The sequence below is a fragment of the Halanaerobium saccharolyticum genome, assembly GCF_003053565.1.
Classification (GTDB): Bacteria; Bacillota; Halanaerobiia; order Halanaerobiales; family Halanaerobiaceae; genus Halanaerobium; species Halanaerobium saccharolyticum_B.
Map to the genome: position 1 here is coordinate 1 of NZ_QAXS01000040.1, position 26,827 is coordinate 26,827.

The 26,827-nt window shown below is 37.1% G+C and carries 26 protein-coding genes, 1 pseudogene and 3 riboswitches; of the genes and pseudogenes, 26 read left to right on the forward strand and 1 reads right to left on the reverse strand.

Annotated features, from left to right (window positions below):
• The 26 genes from C8C76_RS12700 to C8C76_RS12820 all read left to right on the forward strand — a co-directional run.
• On the forward strand, positions 1-1,017 hold a 1,017-nt coding region (locus C8C76_RS12700; protein ID WP_108142231.1), incomplete at its 5' end, for an IS1380 family transposase.
• A 299-nt stretch (positions 1,018-1,316) separates the two neighbouring features.
• Positions 1,317-3,242, forward strand: a complete 1,926-nt coding sequence (locus C8C76_RS12705; protein ID WP_108142233.1) for an SLC13 family permease — start codon at positions 1,317-1,319, stop codon at positions 3,240-3,242.
• Between the two features lie 198 nt (positions 3,243-3,440).
• Positions 3,441-3,815: a DUF2089 domain-containing protein gene (locus tag C8C76_RS12710; protein ID WP_108142236.1), complete on the forward strand. Its 375-nt coding sequence runs from the start codon at positions 3,441-3,443 to the stop codon at positions 3,813-3,815.
• An 89-nt stretch (positions 3,816-3,904) separates the two neighbouring features.
• On the forward strand, positions 3,905-4,315 hold the full coding sequence (locus tag C8C76_RS12715) for an SHOCT-like domain-containing protein (RefSeq protein WP_146161871.1): 411 nt from the start codon (positions 3,905-3,907) through the stop codon (positions 4,313-4,315).
• A gap of 93 nt (positions 4,316-4,408) precedes the next feature.
• Positions 4,409-4,675 carry a type II toxin-antitoxin system prevent-host-death family antitoxin gene (locus tag C8C76_RS12720; RefSeq protein WP_108142240.1) on the forward strand — a complete coding sequence of 89 codons (267 nt, stop codon included), beginning with the start codon at positions 4,409-4,411 and terminating at the stop codon, positions 4,673-4,675.
• Positions 4,662-4,808, forward strand: a complete 147-nt coding sequence (locus C8C76_RS15200; RefSeq protein WP_166637171.1) for a hypothetical protein — start codon at positions 4,662-4,664, stop codon at positions 4,806-4,808. The genes C8C76_RS12720 and C8C76_RS15200 overlap by 14 nt, the downstream gene beginning before the upstream one ends.
• 62 nt (positions 4,809-4,870) lie before the next feature.
• Positions 4,871-4,975, forward strand: a riboswitch (TPP riboswitch).
• Between the two features lie 42 nt (positions 4,976-5,017).
• A complete protein-coding gene (gene thiT / locus C8C76_RS12725) occupies positions 5,018-5,551 on the forward strand; it encodes an energy-coupled thiamine transporter ThiT (protein WP_108142241.1) in 534 nt (177 codons plus the stop codon).
• A gap of 16 nt (positions 5,552-5,567) precedes the next feature.
• Positions 5,568-5,669: riboswitch (TPP riboswitch) on the forward strand.
• Between the two features lie 139 nt (positions 5,670-5,808).
• The gene (gene thiC / locus C8C76_RS12730) at positions 5,809-7,095 is read left to right on the forward strand and encodes a phosphomethylpyrimidine synthase ThiC (protein WP_108142243.1); all 1,287 of its coding nucleotides are present in this window, start codon (positions 5,809-5,811) and stop codon (positions 7,093-7,095) included.
• Complete coding sequence (gene thiW, locus C8C76_RS12735) at positions 7,088-7,585, forward strand: energy coupling factor transporter S component ThiW (protein ID WP_108142279.1); 498 nt, start codon at positions 7,088-7,090, stop codon at positions 7,583-7,585. The genes thiC and thiW overlap by 8 nt, the downstream gene beginning before the upstream one ends.
• Before the next feature lie 61 nt (positions 7,586-7,646).
• Positions 7,647-8,495 carry a bifunctional hydroxymethylpyrimidine kinase/phosphomethylpyrimidine kinase gene (gene thiD / locus C8C76_RS12740; protein WP_108142245.1) on the forward strand — a complete coding sequence of 283 codons (849 nt, stop codon included), beginning with the start codon at positions 7,647-7,649 and terminating at the stop codon, positions 8,493-8,495.
• Positions 8,496-8,506: 11 nt separating this feature from the next.
• Positions 8,507-9,220: a thiamine phosphate synthase gene (thiE, locus tag C8C76_RS12745; RefSeq protein ID WP_108142247.1), complete on the forward strand. Its 714-nt coding sequence runs from the start codon at positions 8,507-8,509 to the stop codon at positions 9,218-9,220.
• Between the two features lie 8 nt (positions 9,221-9,228).
• A complete protein-coding gene (thiM, locus tag C8C76_RS12750; protein ID WP_108142281.1) occupies positions 9,229-9,963 on the forward strand; it encodes a hydroxyethylthiazole kinase in 735 nt (244 codons plus the stop codon).
• Between the two features lie 115 nt (positions 9,964-10,078).
• Positions 10,079-10,711, forward strand: a complete 633-nt coding sequence (locus C8C76_RS12755) for a flavodoxin family protein (RefSeq protein WP_108142249.1) — start codon at positions 10,079-10,081, stop codon at positions 10,709-10,711.
• Positions 10,712-10,912: 201 nt separating this feature from the next.
• Positions 10,913-12,241 (forward strand): DUF438 domain-containing protein, encoded by a 1,329-nt coding sequence (locus C8C76_RS12760; protein ID WP_108142251.1) that lies wholly within the window; start codon positions 10,913-10,915, stop codon positions 12,239-12,241.
• 17 nt (positions 12,242-12,258) lie between these two features.
• Positions 12,259-13,560: a radical SAM protein gene (locus C8C76_RS12765; protein ID WP_108142253.1), complete on the forward strand. Its 1,302-nt coding sequence runs from the start codon at positions 12,259-12,261 to the stop codon at positions 13,558-13,560.
• 72 nt (positions 13,561-13,632) lie between these two features.
• A riboswitch (molybdenum cofactor riboswitch) is annotated at positions 13,633-13,751 on the forward strand.
• A 12-nt stretch (positions 13,752-13,763) separates the two neighbouring features.
• On the forward strand, positions 13,764-15,569 hold the full coding sequence (locus C8C76_RS12770) for an aldehyde ferredoxin oxidoreductase family protein (RefSeq protein ID WP_108142255.1): 1,806 nt from the start codon (positions 13,764-13,766) through the stop codon (positions 15,567-15,569).
• Positions 15,570-15,668: 99 nt separating this feature from the next.
• Positions 15,669-15,962 (forward strand): MoaD family protein, encoded by a 294-nt coding sequence (locus C8C76_RS12775; protein WP_258222566.1) that lies wholly within the window; start codon positions 15,669-15,671, stop codon positions 15,960-15,962.
• Between the two features lie 2 nt (positions 15,963-15,964).
• Positions 15,965-16,636 carry a HesA/MoeB/ThiF family protein gene (locus C8C76_RS12780; RefSeq protein ID WP_108142259.1) on the forward strand — a complete coding sequence of 224 codons (672 nt, stop codon included), beginning with the start codon at positions 15,965-15,967 and terminating at the stop codon, positions 16,634-16,636.
• A gap of 119 nt (positions 16,637-16,755) precedes the next feature.
• The gene (locus tag C8C76_RS12785; RefSeq protein WP_108142261.1) at positions 16,756-17,508 is read left to right on the forward strand and encodes an MBL fold metallo-hydrolase; all 753 of its coding nucleotides are present in this window, start codon (positions 16,756-16,758) and stop codon (positions 17,506-17,508) included.
• Positions 17,509-17,875: 367 nt separating this feature from the next.
• Complete coding sequence (locus tag C8C76_RS12790) at positions 17,876-18,895, forward strand: LacI family DNA-binding transcriptional regulator (RefSeq protein ID WP_108142263.1); 1,020 nt, start codon at positions 17,876-17,878, stop codon at positions 18,893-18,895.
• 19 nt (positions 18,896-18,914) lie between these two features.
• A complete protein-coding gene (locus C8C76_RS12795; protein ID WP_181248224.1) occupies positions 18,915-20,204 on the forward strand; it encodes an ABC transporter substrate-binding protein in 1,290 nt (429 codons plus the stop codon).
• 57 nt (positions 20,205-20,261) lie between these two features.
• Positions 20,262-21,164: a carbohydrate ABC transporter permease gene (locus C8C76_RS12800; RefSeq protein WP_108142267.1), complete on the forward strand. Its 903-nt coding sequence runs from the start codon at positions 20,262-20,264 to the stop codon at positions 21,162-21,164.
• Positions 21,157-21,975, forward strand: coding sequence for a carbohydrate ABC transporter permease (locus C8C76_RS12805; RefSeq protein ID WP_108142269.1), 819 nt, complete (start codon positions 21,157-21,159; stop codon positions 21,973-21,975). Before C8C76_RS12800 ends, C8C76_RS12805 begins: the two co-directional genes overlap by 8 nt.
• Before the next feature lie 22 nt (positions 21,976-21,997).
• Positions 21,998-23,467 carry a glycoside hydrolase family 32 protein gene (locus tag C8C76_RS12810; RefSeq protein WP_108142271.1) on the forward strand — a complete coding sequence of 490 codons (1,470 nt, stop codon included), beginning with the start codon at positions 21,998-22,000 and terminating at the stop codon, positions 23,465-23,467.
• 161 nt (positions 23,468-23,628) lie between these two features.
• Positions 23,629-24,570, forward strand: coding sequence for a carbohydrate kinase family protein (locus C8C76_RS12815; protein ID WP_108142273.1), 942 nt, complete (start codon positions 23,629-23,631; stop codon positions 24,568-24,570).
• A 19-nt stretch (positions 24,571-24,589) separates the two neighbouring features.
• Positions 24,590-25,939 carry an HD domain-containing phosphohydrolase gene (locus C8C76_RS12820; RefSeq protein ID WP_108142275.1) on the forward strand — a complete coding sequence of 450 codons (1,350 nt, stop codon included), beginning with the start codon at positions 24,590-24,592 and terminating at the stop codon, positions 25,937-25,939.
• A gap of 118 nt (positions 25,940-26,057) precedes the next feature.
• Here C8C76_RS12820 and prxU read toward each other — a convergent pair.
• Positions 26,058-26,669 (reverse strand): annotated as a pseudogene (gene prxU, locus C8C76_RS12825) (thioredoxin-dependent peroxiredoxin); the annotation flags it as partial.
• Positions 26,670-26,827: the final 158 nt, after the last annotated feature.

A 26,827-nucleotide genomic window follows, 5' to 3' on the forward strand; every position in this document is an offset into this window, starting at 1 on the left:
GAAGAAAGTGTAAATGAACTGAGAGAGCTCAATAAAAATCTTCTTGCAACAATTGCTAAAACACAGCCTGCTAAAGAAGTAATACTCGACTTTGACGATACAGTCTGTACCGTTTTTGGTAATCAGGAAGGTTCTGAAAATGGATATAATCCAAGATATAAAGGCAGACCTTCTTTTAAAGAAAAAGTTGGTATCATTTCTAAGACTGATGAACTACTTAACCTGACACTGGAAGAAGGAACACATCACAGCAACCATGAATTCCTTAATTTCTTAGAATCCTGTATTGAGACTCTGCCTGAAACCTGGTATCTAAAAAGAATCAGAGCAGATAGAGGTTTCTTTGACCAGAAAAACTTTAGATACTGTGAAGATAACGGTATCGAATATGTGATCAAAGCTAAAATGCAAAATGGTGTCAAAAAGATTATTGATTATGTTAATGATAATCCTGACCAATATCCCTGGGTTAAAATTGATAACACATTTAGTGTTACAGAAATTAGAGTACCGCTAAAAAGCTGGGATAGAGAGCGTAGATTTGTTTTAATCAAAAAGTCTCTGCCCAAATACAACAAAAAAGGGCAGATGCTATTTGAAGAATTTACTTATGAGTATCAGGCTATCGTCACCAATGTAGACTATCTAACAGCTGAAGAAGTATTCAATGACTACAACCAACGCTGTAATATAGAAAACAAGATCGACGAGCTGAAAGAAGGTTTTGCTTTCGACCAGAATACTCAGATTAACCGCAAATGTAATGAGCTGTATTTACTGATCAAAATGATTGCTTTTAACCTTAATAACTGGTTTAAGAGAACTTTCTTGCCTGAAAGTATGCACCATCATGAGATAACCACAATCAGAAGAATATTTTACAAAATAGCAGGTAATATCTGTGGCAGCGGCTGGTACAAACACATCCGCTTTGCCCCAAATAAACTGCTGGAAAAAACAATTAAATATCTTAGAAAAGCACTAACAGATTTTAGAAAGAAGGTGGTGCTAAATTAAAACCACCAGTACAGTTTAGATTAATTTTTAAGCTATGAAAACCATAGTTTAGCTAAGTGCGTCTAAAATCTGGAAGCTGAATAATTTATTTAACTGGTAATTTAAATGAAGACTAAATATTTGATTTTAATAGATTGAAATGATTTTTTAACGGCAAAAACCTAAAAAGAACCACTTTAACTATTTACTTGCCGAATTCAAGTTAAAATAAAATGTAGGACTTAAAAATATCAGATTAAATTTTTAAGATAAATTAAAAATTGTTGCCTGGATAAACCTGGAGGAAAAGAGGTGTTTTAATGATTTTCAAAAATAAATTTTTGGTAATTTTTGTTTTAACAATAATTTTAATTACTTTTTCTGCTGGTCTATCAGCTCAGCAATTGAGTGGGGAGAAAAATGCTGGAGTTACGGAGATTAAGGAAGAATTAAATAGCAGTATAATTTTTATCATGGCTCTAATTTTGATTCTTGTCTTATTATTCATCTGGGAGCCGATGCCGCTCAGTCTAATGGCAGTTTTAGTTCCGATTGCTCTGACTATTTTTAGCGATCTGTCGCAAATGACAGTTGAAGATGCACTGTCTGGCTTTGGTAATCCGGCAACAATTACTGTTATGGCAATGTTTGTTTTCAGTGCCGGTATTCAGCGCAGTGGAGCAGTTCAGCTTTTAGGTGATCGAATCTCTAAGCTGACCGGTAAAAATCCTAAAAGGCAGATAACTTTAATTTCAGCGCTGACGGGGTCAACATCTGCAGTTATCAATAATACTCCGGTTGTTGCTGCTCTGATTCCAATGGTCAGGGAACTGGGGCGTAAAACAGATGTCTCACCTTCTAAACTGCTGATTCCTCTATCTTATGCAGCTATGCTGGGGGGAACGGTAACTTTAATTGGTACTTCCACTAATCTGCTTGCCAGTCAGGTATCTGAAAGAATGCTGGGCCACCCTTTTTCAATGTTCGAATTTTCGCTTTTAGGATTGATTGTCTTATTTATTGGTATTGTTTATTTGCTTACGGTGGGCTATAAATTAACTCCAGCCAGATTGGAAGTTGAAGATGATTTAACAGATGAGTATGAAATGCGCTCCTATCTGACAGAAGTGTTAGTTGGAGAAGACTGCAGCTTTGTTGGTAAGAGTTTTGACGAAATAGCTGAAAATAAGGATTTAGATTATGATATAATCAGGATAATCCGCAATGGCAAACAGTTTATGGAGCCCCTAAATGCAAAGACTGTAAGGGTAGGTGACCATTTAATTATTCGAGCAAAGCAGGATACACTGCTGGAATTAACCAACAGCAAGGGGATGAAAACTCTGCCGGAAATGGTGGTTGATGATGATTCAATTGAACAGCCGCTGGCAGGTGAAACTCTGGTTGAGGTTGTGGTTCCTGCCCATTCTTTTTTGGTCAATAAAACTTTAAAGGAAATCAACTTTTTGGAAAGATATGACTGTAATGTTCTCGCTTTGCGGCGTGGGGAAGAACTGACCCATCAGAGAATGGAAGATTATCGCTTCCAGCCGGGAGATCTTCTGCTTTTACTGAGTACAGAAAAAACTTTAAACAGGCTGCGTAAAAACAGTAATTTTATTATTGATCGAGAATATGATCCTAATTTATTTGACCGCAAGAAAATGTATATTTCGCTGGCAGTACTTGTTTTTTTTATCGGCTCAGTATCACTGGGAATAATTCCGGTGGCAATTGCTGCTTTAAGCGGGGCCTTTTTAATGGCCTTCAGCGGCTGTATTAATAAAAACGATTTTTTTAATGCAATTGACTGGGAGGTATATTTTCTGCTTTCAGGCTTAATTCCAATGGGGATGGCAATAGAGAGATCAGGGACAGCTGCCTATATTGCTGCTCAAATTAATAATTTAGCAGCAATATTTCAGCCGATATTTATTTTAATGATTATTTATCTGCTGACTTCACTTTTAACAAATCTGATCAGCAATAATGCCAGTGTACTTTTGATGCTTCCGATTGCTGTAGGTACTGCTGAACAGCTGGGAATCAACCCCTTTGCCTTTGTTATCACAACAACTTTTGCAGCCAGTGCCGCCTTTGCCAGTCCTGTAGGCTACCAGACAAACCTGATGGTTTACAGTTCCGGCGGCTTTAAGTTTAAAGACTTTATTATTGTTGGTGCTCCCCTGCAGATTCTGCTGACAGTAATAGTACCGCTTCTGGTCAAAATGATCTGGGGTTTTTAGCTGCTTAGTTTAATAAAATTGAATAGATTATTGTTAGAGCTGAAGCAGCCATTTTGAAATCCGGTTGTTTTGGCTCTTTTTTATTCTTTTATTAATTTATTTAATATTTTTATTAAAATAATTAATTTTTTTAAAAAATACTTTATAAATATTAATTTTAGGTTTATAATATTAAATAAGAGAAAGGGGTTGAGTTAAATGGCATATCCAATTCCGGCTAAATGTCCCACCTGTGAGGGGAAATTGAATGTAACTGAATTAAGATGTAATAACTGTCAGACCAAAATTAGCGGAGATTTTTACTTAGATGAGCTTTTCCAATTAAATTATGAGCAGCAGCAGTTTTTAAAGATTTTTATTAAAACCAGAGGTAACATCAAGAATATGGAAAAAGAGCTTGAGATGTCCTACCCGACAGTCAGAAATAAGCTGAATGAATTGATTAAGTCCTTAGGCTATGAAGATGATTTTGCTGAAGAAGAGCAGCAGGAAAAAAGGAGAGAGATTCTAGATTTATTGGAAGCGGGAGAAATTGAAGCAGTGGAAGCAGCACAGAGGTTGAAAGAAATTTAATTTAGGATTCTAATTTTGAGAGATAATTTTTTAAGTTTCTATTGTTTGCTTAGAATTATAAACTATTAAAATTTAAAGGGAGCTGAAAAATGATGAATGAAGAAAAAATGAGGATTTTGGAAATGCTGCAGGACGGAAAAATTAATGCTGAAGAGACTGAAAAACTACTGGCAGCTTTAGGTGAAGAAGAAAGTGGCCAGACGGGCGCGCTTCAGTTAAAAAACAGAGAAAGGACCGAGAAATCAGATTCTAAAGAGGGGAATAAGAGACACTTGCGAATAATTGTCAATGAAACTGGTAAAGAAAAGGTTAATATGTCACTGCCTCTCGGAATAGCAAAGAGTATCTTAAATTTTGTACCTCAGTCAGCAAAAGATAAAATGGCGGCAAAAGATATTGATTTAAATGCTCTGACCAAAACTATTGACGACCTTTCTGAAGAAAAAGAAATTCTAAGGGTTGATGATGAAGGAGAGACTGTGATTATTAGAGTTGAGTAAAAAAAGTGATGACAGATTTTGGTTTAATTCAAATTGTAAATATGTCATTTTAATGATATAATTATGACATGATAAACAAGAGGAGTTGATAATATGCCTCAAATTAAACCGATAAAAGAATTGAGAAATACTAAAGAAATATCTGAAATCTGTCACCAAAGTAATGAACCAATTTTTATTACTAAAAACGGATATGGAGATCTTGTTGTAATGAGTGTTGAGACTTATGATAGATCAATTGCTAAATTAGATTTATATCAGAAATTAGCAGAAGCAGAAAATGAAATAAAAGATGGGGCAGAATTACTGGATGGCGAAGAGGTTTTCTCAGAACTAAGGGAAAAGTATGGAAAAGAATGATTATAGCTTAAAAATTACGAAACAGGCTTATAATGATTTAGACAATGCCTTTTATTTAATCAATGAAGATAAAAAGGATGTTGTAATTATGAGATTTTTGTCCGGGAAACAGAAGTATCAGGATTTTATTTGATTAATCTCAATTTCTATTGTATAATACAGCTAGATAGAGATCTCTACATGACTAGATTTTAAAACTAAAGACTGGGGAGCCAAACTGGAGGCTGAGAGGATGAGTAATCATCGACCCACAGACCTGATCCTGGTAATGCAGGCGTAGGTAGCTATATAAAGATCTTAAACCCTCCGGTTTGTTCCTCACAAATCAGGAGGGTTTTTATTATGCAGAATAAATTTTCAACAAGAATGCTGGCTGAGATTGGAGTTGCGGTGGCTTTAGCAGTGGTGCTTAATTTTCTCAAACTCTGGCGGATGCCTCAGGGTGGTTCCATCAGTTTGGAGATGCTGCCTGTTTTAGTGATTGCCTTTCGCTGGGGAGCTGGTGCCGGTATGTTTAGTGGACTGGCCTATGGACTGCTGCAGCTGATGTTTGGAGCCTATATTATCCACCCGGTACAGCTGATTATGGATTATCCTTTACCTTATATGGTTTTAGGGGTAGCAGGAATGTTTAAGATCAGAAAAAATGGAATTATTCAACCGCTGAGAATGTTCTGGGCGGTACTTGTTGCCGGTGCTCTGCGATTGGTAGTTCACATTTTATCAGGAGTTATCTTTTTTGGGAGTTATGCCCCGGAAGGCCAGAATGTCTGGGTTTATTCCACAATTTATAATGCAACATTTTTGATTCCAACCACTATAATAACCTATATTGTGCTCTTAATTGTAATGAAGGCACTGGAAAATAAGAATTAAATTATTTTAGACAATTGAATACTGACAGGGGAGCCCTACGGCTGAGATAAAGCAGACGCTTTGACCCTTTGGACCTGATCTGGATAATACCAGCGAAGGGAGTTGTGCAGTGGTAATTATTTAAATAATTATTGCATTTATAAACACAGTTTCCTTAGTTGGGGGCTGTGTTTTTTTATATGTAAAAGTTTAATTTTAGGAAGTAGAGATCTGAATTTAGAATCTAATTAAGGCAAAATTATAAGGAGATGACAAATATGACCCAGGTGACAAGAGCAAAAAAAGGAGAAATAACTGCAGAAATGAAGCAGGCTGCAGATAAAGAAAGTATTAGTGCAGAATTTATTAGAAAGCAAATAGCGGAGGGGAAAGTTGTAATTCCGGCAAATGTAAATCACAGAAATTTAAATGCTGTTGCTTTTGGCAAGGGCCTGAAAACAAAGGTAAATGCCAATTTTGGAACATCTGAAGACTATGATCAGCTTGAGAATGAATTAGAAAAACTTAAAGCGGCAGTTGCGGCAGGTGCAGATGCAGTAATGGATCTCTCTACAGGAGATAAAATTGAAGAAACCAGAGAGGCAATCCTAAAAAAAGCTGAAGTTCCAGTTGGTACAGTTCCAATTTATCAGACGGCTGTGGAAACGGTTAAATCCGGCAGGGGAATAATAGAAATGGAAGTTGAAAAGTTATTTGAAGTGATTGAAAAGCAGGTGGAAGAGGGTGTAGATTTTATTACTGTTCACTGTGGTCTGACATTAGAAACTCTCCGGCACCTGGCAGCTGAAGGCAGAGTAACTGATATTGTCAGCCGGGGAGGCTCTTTTTTGGCAGCCTGGATGCTGCATAATAATCAGGAAAATCCTCTTTATGAATATTATGACCGCTTATTAGAAATTTGTTATAAAAAGGATGTTACTTTAAGTCTGGGAGATGCATTAAGACCTGGCTCACTGGCAGATGCAACAGATAGAGCGCAGATCCATGAGCTTTTAGTTCTGGGGGAACTCGTTGATCGAGCAAGAGAAGCTGAAGTTCAGGTGATGGTAGAAGGACCGGGCCATCTACCTTATGATCAGATTGAAACAAATATCAGACTGCAGAAGGAACTCTGCAAAGAAGCACCTTTTTATGTACTGGGGCCTCTGGTTACGGATATTGCAGCCGGTTATGATCATATTACTGCAGCAATTGGTGGTACAGCAGCTGCTGCGGCGGGAGCTGATTTTCTATGTTATGTTACTCCAGCTGAACATATAGGTTTACCTGACATTGAAGATGTGAAAGAAGGTGTAATTGCAAGTAAGATTGCAGCCCACGCGGCAGATATAGCTAAAGGAGTTAAAGGAGCCAAAGAAAAAGATAGAAAAATGGCTGCTGCCAGAAAAAAATTGGACTGGGAAAGACAGATTGAACTGGCTCTGGCCCCGGATAAATTGAGAGAATCAAGAAAAGAACATAATCGGGTATTAAAGGACGAGGATGCCTGTACAATGTGCGGCTCTTTTTGTGCGATGAAATTAGTCGATGATCAGAATGAATAATAAAAAATTAACTTTTTCAGCACTCTTAATTGCTCTGGGAACAATGACCGGACACCTAATCTATATTCCGGTGGGAGTTGCCAAAGCTTTTCCGGTTCAACATTTAATCAATATTTTATCAGCAGTCTTGCTGGGACCGGCCTATGCAGTCTGGAACGCTTTTGCAATCTCTCTGCTCAGAAATATGCTCGGCACCGGTTCACTGCTGGCTTTTCCGGGAAGCATGATTGGAGCTCTGCTGGCAGGAATCTTTTACCAGAAGTTTAAAAATCAACTCTGGGCCATCGGAGGAGAAGTTTTTGGCACTGGTATCTTAGGGGCAGTTGCAGCTTATCCAATTGCCAGACTTTTAATGGGGAGTTCAGCTGGAGTATTTTTCTTTGTTATTCCTTTTTCTTTAAGTACAGCTGGCGGAGCAGTAATTGCCTATTTGTTTTTAAAGGCAGTGGCAGAAGCAGAAAGCTTAAACTTTATCGATGAATTAAATTAAAAATTATTATTTTTGCAGATAGATGATTAAAAATTATTTAAGTTAAAAGGAGCTGATAGAAGTGAAAAAAGCTTTAACAATTGCTGGTTCTGATTCCGGAGGTGGAGCTGGAATTCAGGCTGATTTAAAAACGATGACTGTCCATCAGGTTTATGGAGCTTCCGTGATTACGGCAGTTACCGCTCAAAATACCCGGGGAGTTCAGGGGGTAAAAACACTTTCAGCAGAGGCCGTTGCCTCTCAGCTGAATTCTGTCTTAAGAGATATAAAATTTTCAGCTCTTAAAACCGGGATGCTGGCCAACAGTAAAATTATAGAACAGGTAGCACAAAAAATAAAGGATTATTCTCTAAAAAATCTGGTGGTTGATCCAGTCATGGTAGCAACCAGTGGTGACCTGCTCTTAAAAAAAGAAGCAGTTGAAACCTATAAGGAAAAACTTTTTCCACTGGCAGAAATTATCACCCCTAATCTGCATGAGGCCAGACTGCTGGCCGGTACTGAAGCAGACGAAGATATTGATCTCTATTTTCTGGCAGAAAAACTAATAACTTACGGCAGCCGCTATGTGCTGATTAAGGGCGGCCACAGCAGTAAAGGAAGACCAGCAGATAAAGCAGTAGATCTGCTCTATGATGGCAGTCAGTTTATAGAGTTTGAGGCTGAATATATACCTACTAATAATACTCACGGGACCGGATGTACCCTCTCAGCAGCTATTGCTTCCAATCTGGCCCGGGGAATGGAGATGGAAAAGGCAGTGGGTAAAGCAAAAGAATTTATTACTGGGGCCATCAAAAATAGCTTTAATGTGGGTCAGGGGAACAGCCCTGTAAACCACTGCTGGAATTTAAATCGAGGAGTTTTAGCCGGGCTGGAATCTTTAACATCAGTTACTGCTCAATCATGAAAGGAGAGATCATGAAGAATATTGACTGGGATTTATATCTAATCACAGAAGAAAGCCTGTCAGCCGGCAGGAAAACAATTGAAGTTGTGAAAGAGGCAGCCCTGGCAGGAGTTGATGCAGTCCAGCTGCGGGAAAAGAATTTATCTTTGAGAGAAAAATTTAAGCTGGGAAAGGAGATCAAAAAGATCTGCAGCAGGCATAATATAACTTTTTTAGTTAATGATCGGGTGGATTTGGCGCTGGCCCTGGATGCAGATGGTGTTCACCTGGGGCAGAGCGACCTGCCTCTGCGATCTGCCCGCAAAATCCTGGGGCAGGATAAGATTATTGGCCTTACTGCCTGGCGGAATGGAGAAATCACAGCAGCTGAGGCTGACGGAGCTGATTACCTGGGAGTAGGAGCAATCTTTAAAACCGGATCTAAAAAGCTTAGCTCTGAAAAAAATGGAATCGGCCTGCAGCGGCTGGCTGAGATTAGAGCCAGAACTAATTTGCAGCTGATTGCAGTGGGGGGTCTTAATATAAATAATGCTGATCAGGTAATTAAAAGTGGAGCAGATACAATTTCTGTAATTACTGCAATTACCAGAGCCGATCAAATCAGAATGGAAACTGCTCAGTTTAAAAAAATTATCAAAAAAGCCAAAACTAAAAGGAGGGCCTTAAATTGTCAGCAAAAGTTAAACAAAATAAAAAGGAATTCTGTTCTGAGTTTAAAAAATTAAAATATAATATCATAACAAAAAAGCCATTGATCCATCATATAACCAATAATGTTACCATTAATGACTGTGCTAATATAACTCTTAACTGGGGCGCTCTGCCGGTGATGGCCCCGGCAGTAGAGGAGTCAGCTCAGATGGTAGAAAATGCTTCGGCTCTAGTTTTAAATCTGGGGACTATTTCTTCCAGGCAGCTTGATTCAATGCTCAAAGCAGGTAAAAAGGCAAACCAGCTGGGTATACCCGTGATTTTAGATCCGGTTGGAGTGGGAGCCACAGAATTTAGAACTGAGGCTGCTCAAAAAATATTAGCTGAAATAAAAATTGACCTGCTTAAAGGCAACCAGGGCGAGATATCCTTCCTGGCAGGTAAAGCAGCTGAGATAAAAGGAGTAGAATCAGTTGGAGAATATGCTGAGATAGCAATGAGTGCAGAGCAGCTGGCCCGGAAGCTTGGAGCAGTAGTTGTTGTTAGTTCTGAGATTGATCTGATCAGTGACGGCAGCCAGCTTGTAGAAATTAAAAACGGTCATTCCCTAATGGGAGAAGTTGTCGGCACAGGCTGTATGCTCGGTTCAACTTTAGGAGTTTTTGCGGCAGCAGCTAAAGAGAGTAAGTTATCTTTATTTGCAGCTGCCAGAACAGCAGTCTATTATTATTCTCTGGCAGGAGAAAAGGCAGCAGAAGTAGAAAAGACTCCAGCTAAGTTTAAAAGAGAATTTATGGATACTATATATCAGTTATGATTTGAGATTTCATTATTATCCTTTCAAAAATATCTGGCTGCTCAGAATAAATATTTGAACTATTTAAATCTGAGTAATATAATTGTACTTAACTAATAACTTTAAGGAGGATAAGATGAAAGTAGTAGCTTTTAACGGCAGCCCCCACAAAGAGGGAAATACATATCATGCAATCAAAATGGTGGCAGAAGAACTTGAAAATAAGGATATTGAAACAGAAATTATTCAGGTTGGAAATAAAGAAATACGAGGCTGTCTGGCCTGTAATAAATGTGTCAAAAACCAGAATGAAAAATGTATAATTGATGATCAGGTAAATGACTGGATTCAGAAAATGAAAGCAGCTGATGGAATAATTATTGGCTCACCGGTCCATTATGCAGCAATTGCAGGAACAATGAAATCATTTTTAGATCGAGCATTTTACGTGACCAGTGTTAACGGGATGATGCTCAGACATAAGGTAGGTGCTCCTGTTGCTGCAGTTAGAAGGTCAGGTGGACTGCCTACTTTTAATCAGCTGAGCAATTATCTCAACTATTCAGAAATGATGATGCCAACTTCTAATTACTGGAGTGTAATCCACGGTACCAGTCCCGGTGAAGCAGAAAAGGATGAAGAAGGCAGGCAGATTATGAGGGTTTTGGGTAAGAATATGGCTTACCTGATGCAGGTTATGAAAAATGCTGAAGGTGAAGTTGAAGCTCCGGCGAAAGAGAGAAAAAAATTAATGAATTTTATCAGGTAATGAATTATTTAAGAACTTGCTTTAATCGGCAGGTTCTTTTCATTTTATTGAGGATTTTTGCTGCTTAGATTGAAAGTCTTAATTTATACTTAATATTTTGAAAATTAATTTGCAAAATTTTAAGTTTTATGTTTAGATATAAATAATAGCTGATAGAATTACTTTGTTTTTTTCTTCAAAAATAATAAGGAGGCTGATTTGATGTCCGAATTTATAAATAACAGTGAAGAACGGGTTAAGCAGCTGCTTGAATTTTCAATGGGAATGATGCAAGGGAAAAAGGGGAAAGAACTGATTGCTAAATATCAGGAGGCAATAGAAAATGTAACACCGCATGATATGATTGCCATGGAGGATCTGCAGCTAAAAAAGGGAATTAACCCGGCTGAGATCAAAGCAGATATAGAGAAAATAATGAATGTTTTAAATCCCCATTTAGAAAAATATGAGTGGGAGGAGCCGGAAGAAGGTCATCCTCTTTATTATTTAATGCAGGAAAATAGAGAGCTGGAAAAACTGCTGCAGAAATTTAAAGATAACATTAAAAAAATAGAATTTGATGCTGAAGCAGTAAAAGAGGAAGAAATTCAGAAGCTCCGCAGCCTGACTGTTCAGCTGCAGGAATTTGACAAGCACTATGTAAGGAAAGAAAATATACTATTTCCCTACCTGGAGAAAAAATGGGAAAATTATCGCCCCTTAAAAGTAATGTGGTCTCTCCATGATGATATCCGCAGAAATTTAAAAAAGCTGCTGCAGCTGCTGGAGGATAGGCAGAATTTTGATATGAAGATCAGACAGCTCCTGGGTGAGATTTTGATGCTGATGTACAGAATGATTTTTAAAGAAGAGCATGTAATTTTTCCAGTGGCCATGGAAACTTTAAGTTTAAGAGAGTGGAAACAGATTCAGCAGCAGAGTTTACAGATGGGATATGTCTATATTGAGCCACCACAAAAGAATATTCTCTCCCAAAAAGCTGAAAAAGAAAGTTCGCAGCGGAAAGCTGCCGGACATCCAGGAGCTGCTGGTTCAGAGCCAAAAGAAGAAGCTTATACTCATCCGGGCTCACTGCCGGAAATGGAAGCAGACTTTGTGGAAGGAGAAATTCCTTTAGAGGGTGTAATGCTGGGACTGGGAACAGGTCACCTCAGTTTAGAGGAAATAAAAATGATGATCAATAAACTGCCGCTTGATATTACCTATGTCGACCAGAATGACCGGGTAAGATTTTTCTCCAATCCAGAAGAAAGATTCTTTCCCCGCTCAAAAGCAATAATTGGGCGGACAGTTCAGAACTGTCATCCTCCGGAAAGTGTGCATATTGTTGAAAAAATATTGAAGGCATTTAAAGCTGGCGAAAAGGATAAGGCCAGGTTCTGGATTCAGATGAAAGGAAAATTTGTTTTGATTGAATACTATGCTCTAAGAGATGATAATGGAAATTACAGAGGCACAATCGAAGTTAGTCAGGATCTAACAGAATTAAGAGAACTAGAGGGAGAACAGAGGCTCTTAGACTGGGAATAGAAAGGGATGAAGCAGCTATGCAGTTTTTAATCAATAACCCGCAGTTCTGGCGCAGTGATGGAATTAACGAAGAGCTGCCTGAGGAGCTGGAGCTAAAATTAAAGGATGGAAAACTTGAAATTCCGGCAGAAGTAAAAGCAAAGCTGGGGCTTGAGTCGGATACAGAAGTTAAAATAAAGTTTAATCAAAAAGGAATTTATATCGAAAGAGCCGATCCCAGGCTGACAAAGGTCTATATTGAACCGACCAGTGACTGCAACTTAAATTGTAAAACCTGTGTCCGCCATTCCTGGGAGGAAGAAATGGGTTTTATGGAGCTGGAGGATTATAAAAAGCTGATCAGGGAGTTAAAAGGTTTTGAAGGTCTGCAAAAGATTTCGTTCTGGGGAATTGGGGAGCCGCTTTTTCACCCTCAGATTGCAGAGATGATTGAGCTGGCATCTGAGCTGAAGGTTAAAAGCCAGATGATCACAAATGGACTGCTCTTAAATCAGGAAAAAGCAGCAGCGCTGCTGGAGGCCGGTCTGGACAGCCTGGTGGTTTCTGTTGATGGTACTTCTCCGGAGACAATGGCTGATATTCGCTCCGGGGCTGATCTGCAGACTGTAATTGAGAATGTGCAGAATTTCCGCAAGTTAAGAGATAAAAAACAAAAAGATTGTGAGATCGGAATTGAATATGTAATTATGAAGTCAAATGTTGATGAGCTTAAGGATCTGCGCAAGCTGGCCTTTAAAATGGGAGCTTCATTTATCTTTTTGACCAATCTGCTGCCATATACTGATGATATGTCTGATGAAATATTATATTCATTTTCTATCAGCCGCTCCCAGCCTGAAATCAGGACCGAGCACAGACCTGAGATTTACCTGCCGCCAACTGACCTCAGAGAAGATATCATTCGCGATCTGGCTGCAGTAGGAGGAAAATCGAGCTCGCTCAGTACAACCCAGGTTCCTTTTAATCCCCACCGAGGCTACTGTAAATTTGTTGAAGAGGGCTCAATTGCAGTTAACTGGCAGGGAGAAATCAGTCCCTGTATTGCTCTGATGCACAGTTATGATTTATTTGTCAGGGACCGCCAAAAACATATCAACAAGTATTCACTCGGAAATATAAAAGAAGAATCACTTACCGAAATCTGGAATAAAGAAGAATTTAGAGATTTCCGCAAACAGGTTAAGGACTTTCCTTTTTCCGACTGTACCCAGTGTTCAGGCTGTGAGATGTCAAAAGAAAATAAGGAAGACTGCCACGGCAATGAATTTCCGGTCTGCGGCGACTGCCTCTGGGCCAGAGGAGTGATTCAGTGTCCTTAACTAATCAAATTTTAATCTAAAAATAAATAATTTTAAAAAAATAAGCAGGAATTCGGCTATTAATATTTAATATTAATAATATACCTTCGAGTCTTTTTGCCTAAGGAATTTTCTAAGGGAATTAGACCGCTGGGTTGAGGAAGAAATGACTCAGCCTCCCGTGCTTGGAAAGAAGAGTAATTTTAAAGGAGGTATAATTGATTATGGGAAAAATTTATGAGTATCAGGTTTTAAGAGTAGATTTAACAAATGAAGAAATTAAGCGAGAAACTATTGCCGGTGAAATGGTTAAAAACTATCTTGGGGGTAGAGGTTTAGCATCAAAGATTCTTTATGATGAAATTGATCCAAAGGTTGATCCATTAAGTCCAGAAAATAAGCTGATTTATGCAACTGGACTTTTAACTGGAACAGCTGCTTCTACTGGTGGACGCTACATGGTTGTAACTAAAGGGCCTCTTACAGGGACTATAGCCAGCAGTAACTCAGGTGGCTATTTTGGTGCAGAGCTAAGATTTAGTGGTAATGATATTATCATTTTTGAAGGTAAGGCCAGTCATCCAGTTTATCTTTCAATAATGGGAGATGAAGTCGAGCTTAAAGATGCTTCTGAGCTCTGGGGAAAGACTGTTTATGAGACCACAGACCTTCTGATTGAAGGTGCTGGGGATAAAAACGCCAGAGTCAGCTGTATTGGACCTGCCGGTGAGAATCTGGTTAAGTTTGCTTCAATTATGAACGAAAAAGATCGTGCTGCCGGTAGAACTGGTGTTGGAGCAGTAATGGGATCCAAAAACCTAAAAGCTGTTGTAGTTAAAGCAGACGAAAAGCAGGTTGAATACTTTAAAGATGAAATGATGAAGGTTGTTAAAAAACAGACTAAAATGTTGAAAGAAGATGGAGTAACAGGTGAGGGATTACCAGCTCTTGGTACAAAAGTGCTGGATAATATTATTAATTCTCACGGTTCCTATCCAACCAAAAACTTCCAGTTTGCAACTTTTGAAGATGTAGATGAGGTTTCTGGAGAAGCACTGGTGGAAAAAGGTTATCTGGAGTCAAATACAGGCTGTTATGGTTGCCCGATTCGCTGTGCCCGAAAGACTAAACTTCCTAATGGCCGTAGTGGAGAAGGTCCAGAATACGAAACAGGTTGGGCTTATGGTGCAGACTGTGGAGTTAATGACTTAAATGCTATCTCCGAAGCTAACTTTATCTGTAATGAACTTGGCCTGGATACAATCACTGCTGGAACAACAATTGCCTGTGCCATGGAATTATATGAGAAGGGTTATATCGACAAAGATGAACTGGAAAATGGTCCGGAATTAAAATTTGGTTCTTCTGAATCAATAATTTATTATACTCAGAAGATGGCCTACCGGGAAGGTTTTGGTGATCAGCTGGCTGAAGGTTCTTACCGCCTGGCAGATTCCAAAGGACATCCAGAACTTTCAATGAGTGTCAAAAAACAGGAGCTTCCCGCTTATGATCCACGTGGAGTTCAGGGACATGGACTTAACTATGTTACTTCAAACCGCGGTGGCTGTCATGTTAGAGGTTATATGATCTCACCTGAGGTTCTAGGAGTTCCAGAAAAGCTTGATCCTCAGGAACTAAAAGGCAAGCCTAAGTGGGTTATGACCTTCCAGGATCTAACAGCTGTTATTGATTCAATTGGAATGTGCCTCTTTACTTCCTTTGCCTTAGGTCTTGATGACTACAGAGAAATTGTCAATGCAGGTACCCAGTTTGAGTACAGCTCAGATTCGCTGCTCGAAACCGGTGAACGAATCTATAACTTAGAGCGTCAGTTTAACTTGGAAGCAGGTATTTCACCTGAAGAAGATAAACTCCCAGCTCGTTTTGATGAGCCACTACCTGATGGTCCTCAAAAAGGTATTAGCACTAAATATAGAGAAATTTTACCTGAATATTATGAGGTTAGAGGCTGGCAGGAAGATGGCTGGATTAGTGATCAGAAACTTAAGGATATGAAGCTTAAATAGTTAATCGTTAATAAATAAATTAGGGTCTAAATGATAAATTTAGCCTCGCAAATCCATCCAGTTCTCTGCCGGGAGCTGGGTGGAATTTTAATATTAGGGGTGATCAAGTTGGCATTAAAAGTTAAATTTTATTCTCTATTTAGAATTAATTTAAAAAGTGCAGGAACTGAATATGAATTAGATAATCAAATTACAATTGCTGAGTTAATTAAAAAATTGGATCAGGATTATGACGGCTATTTTACCCAAAAGCTGCTGGAGGAAGACCGAAGTATATCCTCAGGAGCGATAATTCTGCTCAATGGTAAAAATGTTATTCATTTAGATAAATTAGAAACTGTGGTCAGCAATCAGGATACAGTAACCTTATTTCCACCATCGGCAGGAGGTTGATTATGAGAGATTATTTAAAAAGACAGCAGAAGTTATTTTCTAAAAAACAGCAGCAGCGGTTGGAAGAACTAAAAGTGATGGTTGCCGGAACTGGAGGCCTGGGTACCAATCAGGCTCTGCAGCTGCAGCGGATTGGAATTGATAAAATTTATCTTTATGATTATGACCGGGTGGAGATCTCCAACTTAAACCGCCAGCTCTGCTACGGAAAAAAGGATCTCGGCAGGTTAAAAGTTGAGGCTGCAGCCGAATTTTTAAGAGAATTTGATTTAGAGACTGAGATAATTGCCAAAAATGAAAAAATAACGCTGGAGACTGGAGTTCCGGGAGATATAGATATCATTTTTGATGGGATGGACAATTTTGAATCCCGCTTTATTTTAGATCAGCTGGCTTTAGAAAATGAGCTTCCCTTTATCCATGCCGGGATAGAAGAATTCTTTGCTCAAATTATGCTGGTGCTGCCGGAAAGCAAATTAAGGCTTAAGGATGTTTTCGCTGGCTCGGAGAAAAAAGAAACACCGGCTGTGTTTTCGCCGGCAGTGACGGTAACCGCCTCGCTCCAGGTTCTGGAAGCTTTAAAATACTTACTGCAGTTTGATCAGTATTTAAAAGAACAGCTGCTGCATATTGACCTGCTGAGCAACCAGATGGAAACAATTGATTTAAAGTAGCGCTTTGCCTGAGCTTCAGCTAGATTAGAACCCATAATAATGGCAAAAAAAGCTGCTTGTAATTTGAATACTTGCTAAAAGTAAAATTCTCTGTTAGCCTTAATTCAGGAGATGATAATATGCAGACAGAAATATATCATTTATTTCACAGCGGAACAGCAGTTAGAATAAAAGACAAATTGTTTGTTTTTGATTATTTTAAGGATGAGCCGCAGACGAAAAAAGCACTGGCCAGCTCTTTTGAAAAAGGAGTTATTAGAAAAGAAAGTTTTAAAAATATAAATGAAGCCTATATCTTTGTGTCTCACAGTCACCATGACCACTACAACCAGGTAATTTTTGACTGGGAGCGGTACTGTGATCAGATAAATTATATTCTGGCAGCTGAGGTGGAGCCGGAGGCAGAGTTGAAAAATAAAGATAATCTTTACTTAATGGAAAAAGACGAAGAACTTAAACTTGAGGATGTCAAGATTTCAAGTTATGGCAGTACTGATAAGGGTGTTTCCTTTTTAGTTGAGCTTGCTGACCTGACTATTTTTCATGCTGGAGATTTAAACTGGTGGAAGTGGAAAAAATTCAGTGAAAAAGTTCAGGCAAGAGAAGAGCGGGAATACAAAAGAGAAGTCGACAAACTGAAAGGAAAACAGATTGATATAGCCTTTGTCCCCGTTGATCCAAGATTGGAAGAGCACTTCTATCTGGCTGGAGAATATTTTATCGATCAGATTAAGCCAGCATTATTTATCCCCATTCATTTTGGTGATAATTATGATGTGACAAAATTCTTCCGGGATAGATTTAATTCCAATCAGACAAGAGTGGCTGAGATTACAGATTCAGGCGAGAAGATACTTTATACGAAAAAATAGCGAGGCCGGTAAGCCGGATTTGAACTGGGATTAAAAGAAAAATATTAGATAAGAATTCAATTATTATCTGTACTCAACAGGGGTGCAGATATTTTTTTGCAAAAATTCTAGAAATTATTTGACAAATGAAAAAATTAGTGGTATTCTATATTTAGAAATTAATGAATACGTATACAAAACTTAATTAAATATTAAAAATAAGAGTATAATCATTATAATAACAATAATAACTCTTATGATCTATCTTTGGGAGAAGAAGGTCATAAGAGTTTTTTATTTAATATTTTTGAATACGTATTCAAAAATTACAAATTATACAGGAGGTGTGATATAATAAGAGAAGAAAATTAAAAAGAGGTGTTTTAAGATGTCGACTATGGAAGAAATTGCGGAAAAAGCTGGTGTTTCACAGGCAACAGTTTCGAGAGTGATTAATGGTCACAGTGGAGTAAGTGAAAGAAAAAGAAAACTGGTTATGGAATGGGCTAGAAAGTTGGATTATCAGCCTAATCGCACAGCCCAGAGTTTAAAGAATAATAAATCTAACTTGATTGGTTTAATTATAAGTGACATTTCAAATCCTTATTTTGCAGAAATAGTTCATGCAGTTGAAAAAGAGGCAGCTAAAAATGGATATAATATAATTCTCTGTAATACAGAAAATAATATTCAAAAAGAAAAAGAATCAATTAATACTTTGCGCAGCAGACAGGTAGAAGGAATATTAATTGTGCCTTCAGATAAATCTGCGCCTCATTTGAAATCAATAAAGAAATTAAATTTACCCTTTGTGGTAATTACTCAGATTTCTGATCTATTTGCCTCAGTTGCAGTAGACCATGCTAAGGGTGGGGAAATGGTGGTTAAACACTTATCCGATCTTGGTCATACAAAAATTGGCTATATCGGGCCTCTAAAATATGCTGGCTATACTGAAGATAAATTTGAGGGTTATAAAAGTGGTTTAAAGAAATCAAATTTAGAATTTAATTCAGAATATATTATTGAAACAGATGGCGGAATGCCGGAACTAAGTTCGCAAAATGCTTATAAAAAAGTAAACCAATTTTTAAATCAGGCAAATAGCTCTCTTGCTACAGCCTATTTTGCTTACAATGATCTGGCTGCTTTTGAAGCAATTAAAGCTTTTGAAGATCATAACTATAAAGTTCCAGAGGATATAGCAATAGCTGGTTTTGATAATACTTCACTGGCACAGATTAATCGTCCAGGTTTAACAACTATTTCTCAGCCAATTAAAACTATTGGTCATGTTGGTTTAAATATGTTGTTTGATAAAATCAATAAGAATAAGGACGATGAAAACATAATATTAGAACCACAGTTGATTGTAAGAGAATCAACTTTAAAGTACAGAAGAAGCTAAATCATGAGGAGGAAAAATGTTGAAAAATAAATTATTAGTTTTATTACTTATATCATTTTCATTAATGATGGTAATGACAGTTAACACAGCTGCTGAAGAAATCGAATTAGAATTCTTTCTTTTAGGTGGACAGGCAGAAGTTGATGCCCAGAAAGAAGTTGTAGCAATGTTTGAAGAAGATCACCCAGATATTAAGATTAATACCACCTGGGTTCCACCGGAAAACTATTATGATAAATTAAAAGTAAGAATCGCAAGTGGTAATGCACCTGATATAATGAGAATTGTGATTGAGCAGTATCAGGATTTAGCTGATAGGGGTGCTTTTTTAGATATCAAACCTTATGTAGAAGCAGATGAGGCAAAAAATTCTGAATTTGCTGCCCAAATGGATGATTACTTTGATATTTTGATTGATGCTTTAGAATACAAGGATAGTCTTTATGGATTGCCGGGAGACTGGAATAATGCTGTTATTTTCTATAACAAAGATTTATTTGATGAAGCAGGAGTAGAATATCCAGAAGCTGACTGGACTGTAGAAGAATTTCTAGCTGCAGCTAAGAAACTTACTAAAGATACAAATGGTAATGGACAGGTAGATCAGTATGGTTATTTGGTAACTGGTGACTGGTTTGATTGTATAGCTCCCTGGATTTTTACCTTTGACGGTCAGATTTTAAATGATGATTGGAGCCAGGCTGAAATTAATTCATCTGAGGCAGTTCAGGGAATTAAATTTATTAATGATCTGGTAAATAAATATGAAGTATCACCTACTCCAGCTGTTATGAAACAGTTTGGTGGTTCTCAGTTCTTTATGACTGGTAAAGTTGCCATGGGTCATTATGGAAGGTATATGGTTCCAGCATTTAGACAGGCTAACTTTGACTGGGATATTCAGGAACAGCCTGTTGGACCTGCAGGTGGAAGAGGAGTTCCTTTTGGACTTGCTGCAATCAGTGCTGCAAAGGATACCGAACATCCAGAAGCAGCATATAAATTTATTAAATATTTCTCTTCGCCAAAAGCTGTTGAAGTATTTAATAGTTTAGGAAATTCAAATCCAGTTTTAGAATCTGTAGCTCAAACTGATGAATTTAAAAATCCAGAGTTACCACCAAAGAATCAATATGCACTTATTGAGGCAATTGAATATTCTCAGTTAATTCCATCTCCTCCAGGTAATAATGAGATTATGGATAGTGCAACTTCTGTTTTAGATGAATTACTGGTTACAAATGAAATCAGTCCTCAGGAAGCAGCAGATAAAATTGCAGAAGATATTAACAAAATTCTATCTGAGTAAAAGACTAAAAACCCGGGCTTCAAATTGGAGCCCGGTTAAATTTAAGGAGGTTTATTAGTGTCTATTTATAATAAATTAGGGAGAAATGATCTGGAAAGAAAGCAAGCTGTAGCAGGATATTTATTTATACTTCCAAATTTAATTGGTTTTATGATTTTTGTTTTTCTGCCTTTACTAGCATCACTATTTTTAAGCTTTTTTAATTGGGATCTTATTAATACTCCTGTTTTTGTAGGTTTTGATAATTTTATTAAAATGTTTAAAGAACCCTTATTTAGAAAGACTTTAATCAATACTGTCTATTATACACTCGGAGTAGTTCCTCTGACAGTTGTTTTTGGAATGATACTGGCTGTTTTAGTAAACAGTGTTAAAAAAGGTTTTATCTATAAATTTAGTTTTTTTATGCCTTATTTAATTCCTATGGTAGGTGCAGCCTTAATCTGGCAATCAATTTATATGCCTAATTTTGGCATTTTAACATATTTATTAGATTTAATTGGTATAACTTCACCTCAGTGGCTTTCTGATCCTGACTGGGCTATGCCAGCAATTATCATTATGAGTGTCTGGAAAAATATTGGTTTTACATTTATTGTTTTGTTAGCCGGGTTACAGGGAATTCCAAATAGATATTATGAAGCAGCCGAAATAGATGGGGCAAATTCTATTCAGCAGTTTTTTAGAATAACTGTTCCTCTCTTAACACCAACAATATTTTTTACAGTTGTAATATCAATGATTGATTCTTTTAAAGTATTTGATCAGGCTTTTATTTTGACCAAAGGTGGCCCGGCAGATGCTACTAAAACTTTAGTCTATTACATTTATACTCAGGGTTTTGAATATTTTAGAATGGGATATGCAAGTGCTGTTGGCTGGTTTTTATTAATTGTTATCTTTGCTCTCACAATAATTCAATTTATCTATCAAAGAAAGTGGGTATCATACGATGTTTAAACTAAAAAATTTAATTAAACATTTAGTTTTAATATTATTTTTGGTTGTCATGCTCGGACCATTTCTATGGCTGATCAGTACTGCATTTAAGCAATTTGGCGATGTCTTTGCTTATCCGCCAAAAATCATACCAAATAATTTAACTTGGGATAATTTTGCACGAGTATTTAACTCATTTTCTCTGGTCAGATATTTTACTAATTCAGTAATTGTCACTTTACTTAGAACTTTGGGTATGTTAATTACATCTTCTATGGCTGCCTATGCCTTTGCCCGTTTGGAATTTCCGGGCAGAGAAAAAATATTTATCATTTATCTTGCTACTTTAATGATACCATTTCAGGTAGTAATGATTCCTTTATTTATAATAATGAGATCTTTTGGCTGGGTTGATACCTACCAAGCATTAATTTTGCCGGGAGCTTTTAATGCTCTGGGAGTATTTTTACTGAGACAGTTCTTTTTGACATTGCCCAAAAGTCTTGAAGAGTCAGCCTTTATAGATGGTGCTTCCTATTTTACGATCTTTACCCGGATAATTTTACCTCTGGCTAAGCCTGGACTGGCAACACTTTCTGTTTTAAGTTTTCTCTGGAGCTGGAATGATTTTCTCTGGCCTTTAATTATTATTGATTCTGATCATATGAATACAATCACACTGGCTATTTCAAAATTTCAGGGTTATTATTTTACTGAGTGGAATTTATTGATGGCAGCTACCTTAGTTGCATTAATACCAACAATTTTTATTTATATTGTTGCTCAAAATTATTTTGTTGAAGGTATTGCAACAAGTGGAGCAAAATATTAAATTTTAGTTAAGGATGGTTTGAATGAAAGAAATAATAAATAAAAATGCAAATTATTATAAAGAAAAATACAGACCTCAAATTCATTTTACTCCTCAAAAAAATTGGATGAATGATCCCAATGGTCTTGTTTATTATAAAGGGAAATATCATCTTTTTTATCAGCATCACCCATACAGTAATGTCTGGGGACCAATGCACTGGGGCCATGCTGTAAGTGAAGATCTTTTGCACTGGGAACATCTGCCGATCGCTCTAGCTCCTGATGAGGAGACAGGTATGGCTTTTTCTGGGAGTGCAGTTGTTGACTATAATGACAGCAGTGGTTTTTTTGAAGGGAAATCTGGACTGGTGTTAATTTATACAAGTACCTTACCTGAAAGTGAAGGTGGTCATCAGCAGCAGTGTATTGCCTATAGTGAAGATGATGGCCTAAGCTGGCATAAATACAGTGCTAATCCAGTAATCAAAAATAAAGTAAAAACTGACTTTCGCGATCCTAAAGTTTTCTGGCATCAAAAAACAAAAAAATGGGTTATGGTTTTAGTAGCTGGTGATAGAGTAGAATTTTATAACTCATCAAACTTAAAAGACTGGAAATATTTAAGCGAGTTTGGAAGTAAGAGAGGCTCCCATGGTGGTGTCTGGGAGTGCCCGGATCTTTTTCCAATAGAGGAAGAAGATAAAGAATACTGGGTTTTAAAAGTTGATGTACAGAAAGGTGCCATTGCTGGAGGCTCAGGAGGCCAGTATTTTGTCGGTCATTTTGATGGAAAAATATATTCAGAAATTGATAATTTTAATGATGTGAACTGGCTTGACTATGGGCAGGACTTTTATGCTGCTCAATCCTGGAATAATCTACCAGGAGACAACAAAAGAAATATTTGGTTGGGCTGGATGAGTAACTGGGATTATGCAAATGAAGTTCCAACAGAAGTCTGGAAAAGTGCAATGAGTATTCCAAGAGAGCTCAAATTAATTAAAGAAAAAGAAGAGTTTAACTTGTTACAACAGCCTATAAATGAACTAAAAGAACTAAGAAACGAAAAGTATATATTTAAAAATTTAAGAATTGGAAAAAATAATAATAAAGATTTTAAAGGGATTAAAAACCCACTGGAAATAGTTGCAGATTTTTATTTAGAGAATAAAGTAGAATTTGAAATTCAATTTAAATTTAATGAAGATAATCTTACTTTAAGTTATAATGACCGAAATAGCAAAGTAATTATAAATAGAGAAAATTCAGCTTCATCGTTTCATCCGGATTTTAAATCAGAACAGATTGCTGATTTGGGAGAACTAGAAAAAATGAAGTTGCAAATCTTTATTGATTGGTCATCAATTGAAATATTTATTAATGATGGTCGATGGGTTATCACAGATTTAATATTTCCAGAAGAAGTTGAAATGGACATAATTCTTAATAATTTTGCTGAAGAATTAATAATAGATAAATTAGAGATTTTCGAGTTGGATAGTATCTGGTAAAAACAAAATAATTCTCTTCCAAAGAGTCAAATCAGCAGAGAGCAATTTTTCATCCGGTCTAAAAGCAGCTGGAGCAAAAATTTCTCTCAATCAATGTTGATTTGGCTCTATTTATGTTATAATAAAGTAAATATTTTTCAATTTAATAAGGAGGATTTTCAATGCAGGGAGTAATAACTTTAGGAGAAGCTTTAATTGATTTTACACCACTAGATGATCAGAATATGGACTTTCGCAAAAATCCAGGAGGGGCACCGGCCAACGTAGCTGTTGCTTTAAGCAGACTGGGAGTGGATGTTAGTTTTGTTGGCAAGGTGGGAGATGATGTCCTGGGTAATTTTCTGGCTCAAAAACTGCAGTCGGAAAAAGTTAATATTGACAACCTTGTTTTAACAAATGAAGCAAAGACCGCTATTACTTTTGTTACCTTAGATGAAGATGGGGACCGCAGTTTTGATTTTTACATAGATCCGAGTGCAGATAGGTTTTTGCGGGCTGATGAGATTGATGCTGAGCTTTTTGCAGAAAATAAAGTTTATCATTTTGGTTCCATTTCTTTAATCGATGAGCCTGCTAGATCGGCAACCAAAAAAGGGATTGAGCTGGCTCATGAGAAAAATATGCTGGTTTCTTATGATCCAAATTTAAGAGAAATGCTCTGGGATTCCTTAGCTGAAGCAAAAGAAATGATTTTATCTGTAATGGATGAAGTTGATATAGTTAAAGTTTCTGAAGAAGAGCTTGAATTTTTAACAGGAGAAAAAGATATTAAAAAGGGTGCTGAAATCTTAAAGGCAGAATATAAAATACCGGTCTTATTTATCACCTGTGGTAGTGAAGGTTCATATTATTATTTAAATGATTTAGGTTTTGTAGAAGCATTTAAGGTAGATGCAGTTGACACAACCGGAGCTGGAGATGCCTTTATGTCTGGAGTTTTATATAATTTCAATCAGACTGATTTGACCCTGGCAGAAATTAATAATGATTTCTTAGAGAAAACTTTAAAATTTGCCAACTATTCCGGTTCGCTGGCAGCATCAGCTTCTGGGGCAATGGCTGCTCTGCCAACTTTAGAAGAGGTTCAGCAGTTAGAATTGTAATACAGGATGGTGATAAATTGTGCAGGGCTTGTATAAATATTTAGAAGGCAGCAGTTCAACCCTGGAAATAGACATTTACACTAAAGCTTCAATGGTTGCAATGTCTCACTCTGTAGAAAAAGTGGTAAAAGAATACGGACTATTTGCAGATATCTATGTTCTATTCCAGGATTACAAATATTTTCTCTATGAGAGAGAGCGATATCTGGAATTTGATCAGCTCTGTCGTCAGGTTTTTATATTTGCTGAGAATATCCCAAAAGACGCCAGCAGGGATTTCGAAAATACAACTTTTGTTGAGTTGGAAGCTGCTTCACCTTTGCTTGAAGAATGGGCGGTTACAGTAATTCATCCAGATTATTCTGCAGTGCTGGCAACTAAGGAAATTCCAGGTTTGCAGAGAATTAATAAAGAAAATTACCGAACTTTTGAAGGCTTTTTGAGCCTTGATTCAGAAATTGCTGCTGATTCGGCAGCCTACTATCAGAAGTTACTGGCCCAGAAAGAGATTAATTATCTTGACCGCGACTGGCAGCCGGCAGAATTGAAAAATCAAAAACCCGAATTTCAGAAATTAATTTCTCTATTTATCAATGATTCTCTTTTTGAGTTAGAAGACAAACTGCGCAGTCTGGAAGAAAAGGAAATGCGTTTAGATGAAATGGTAAAGGATAATAAAGAGCTGAGTCGTGAGACTATGCAGAAGCTATGTGAGGCCGGTGAGTTTAGAGATGAAGACAGTCTTTTTCATATTTTGAGAATTGGCTTTACTTCAGCTTTAATGTACAGGGAATTGGGAGCAGATAAAAAAAGTATTGAAAATATCTTTTTTGCTTCACTGCTGCATGACCTGGGAAAAATCGGGATTCCAGATTCAATATTACAAAAACCAGGAAAGTTGAATGCTGAGGAATATGAGGTAATGCAGAACCACCCTGAAATTGGAGCAAAAATTCTTGCAGGGTCACATTCTGAAGTATTAAATATGGCCTATAATATTGCCTATTCTCATCATGAAAAGTGGGACGGCAGCGGTTATCCTCAGGGTCTTAAAGGTGAAGAAATTCCAGTTGAAGCCAGAATAGTAGCTCTGGCAGATGTTTTTGATGCGCTTTCTTCAAAAAGAGTATATAAAGATGCTTTTTCGAGAGAAAAATGTGTAGAAATTGTTAGCAGTGAGCGCAATCAGCATTTTCAGGGAGAAATACTTGATATTTTGCTTAAACATCTTGATGAAGTTTATGCCTTTCGCAGGGACTTAAAAGTTTTTTCTGAGGGTAAAACAACCAGAGAAATTTCTGATTACTTTTTCTCTGTTGATTTTAGTATTTTTGAATTTTTAAAAATGAGAGAGATGATTAATTCCTAAATTATTTTTATAAAGTACTTTAATTATATTTGAAATAATAAAGCTGACAGTAGAGATCCTGTTGAAGGATGCCTTAAAGCTGTCAGCTTTTTTGATATATTTAACTTTTGAATTTTAATTATTCATTAAAAGCATTATCAGGTGTCCACTGCTTGTAGATTTTACCTACAGCATCGGGTCCTGGCTTAAGGGTAGGTTTACCTGGTCTCCAGCCGGATGGGGTAACTTCTTTACCACCAGTTTCTCTTACTAACTGGAATGCCTGAACCTGTCTGATAAGCTCTTCCACATTTCTGCCTACAGGAGGAGTCAGTACTTCCATAGCCTGTAATACACCATCAGGATCAATGATAAATCTGCCGCGAACATCTATACCAGCATCTTCATCATAAACTCCAAATTTCTTTCCTACTTTTCCAGCTGAATCTGAAACCATTGGATAAGGAATTCCACCTTCTACCATCTGGGATAATTCGGTTTCATCCCAAATTTTATGGCTCTGAATACTGTTTGTACTAACAGCTATTACTTCTACGCCTAAATCTCTCAACTCATCATACTTGACGGCAACTGCCGACAGTTCAGTAGGTCAGACGAAAGTGAAATCTCCTGGATAGAAACAAACAACACGCCAACTACCATCATAATCAGATAATGATACTTCTTTAAATTCGCCCTTGTGATAAGCTTTCGCTGTAAAATCAGGGGCTTTTTTACCAACTCTAATCATATTATTACCTCCTAAGAAATTTTTTGAATAATTAAAATTCAATCTAAAATAATTATATCAGAAGCCTCTTCGCTATTTAGTGTGGGTTTTTATTGTTCTTTTATTTAATATAGCTGAATTAATTCATTTTCATATCCAATTATGGTATACTTTACCTA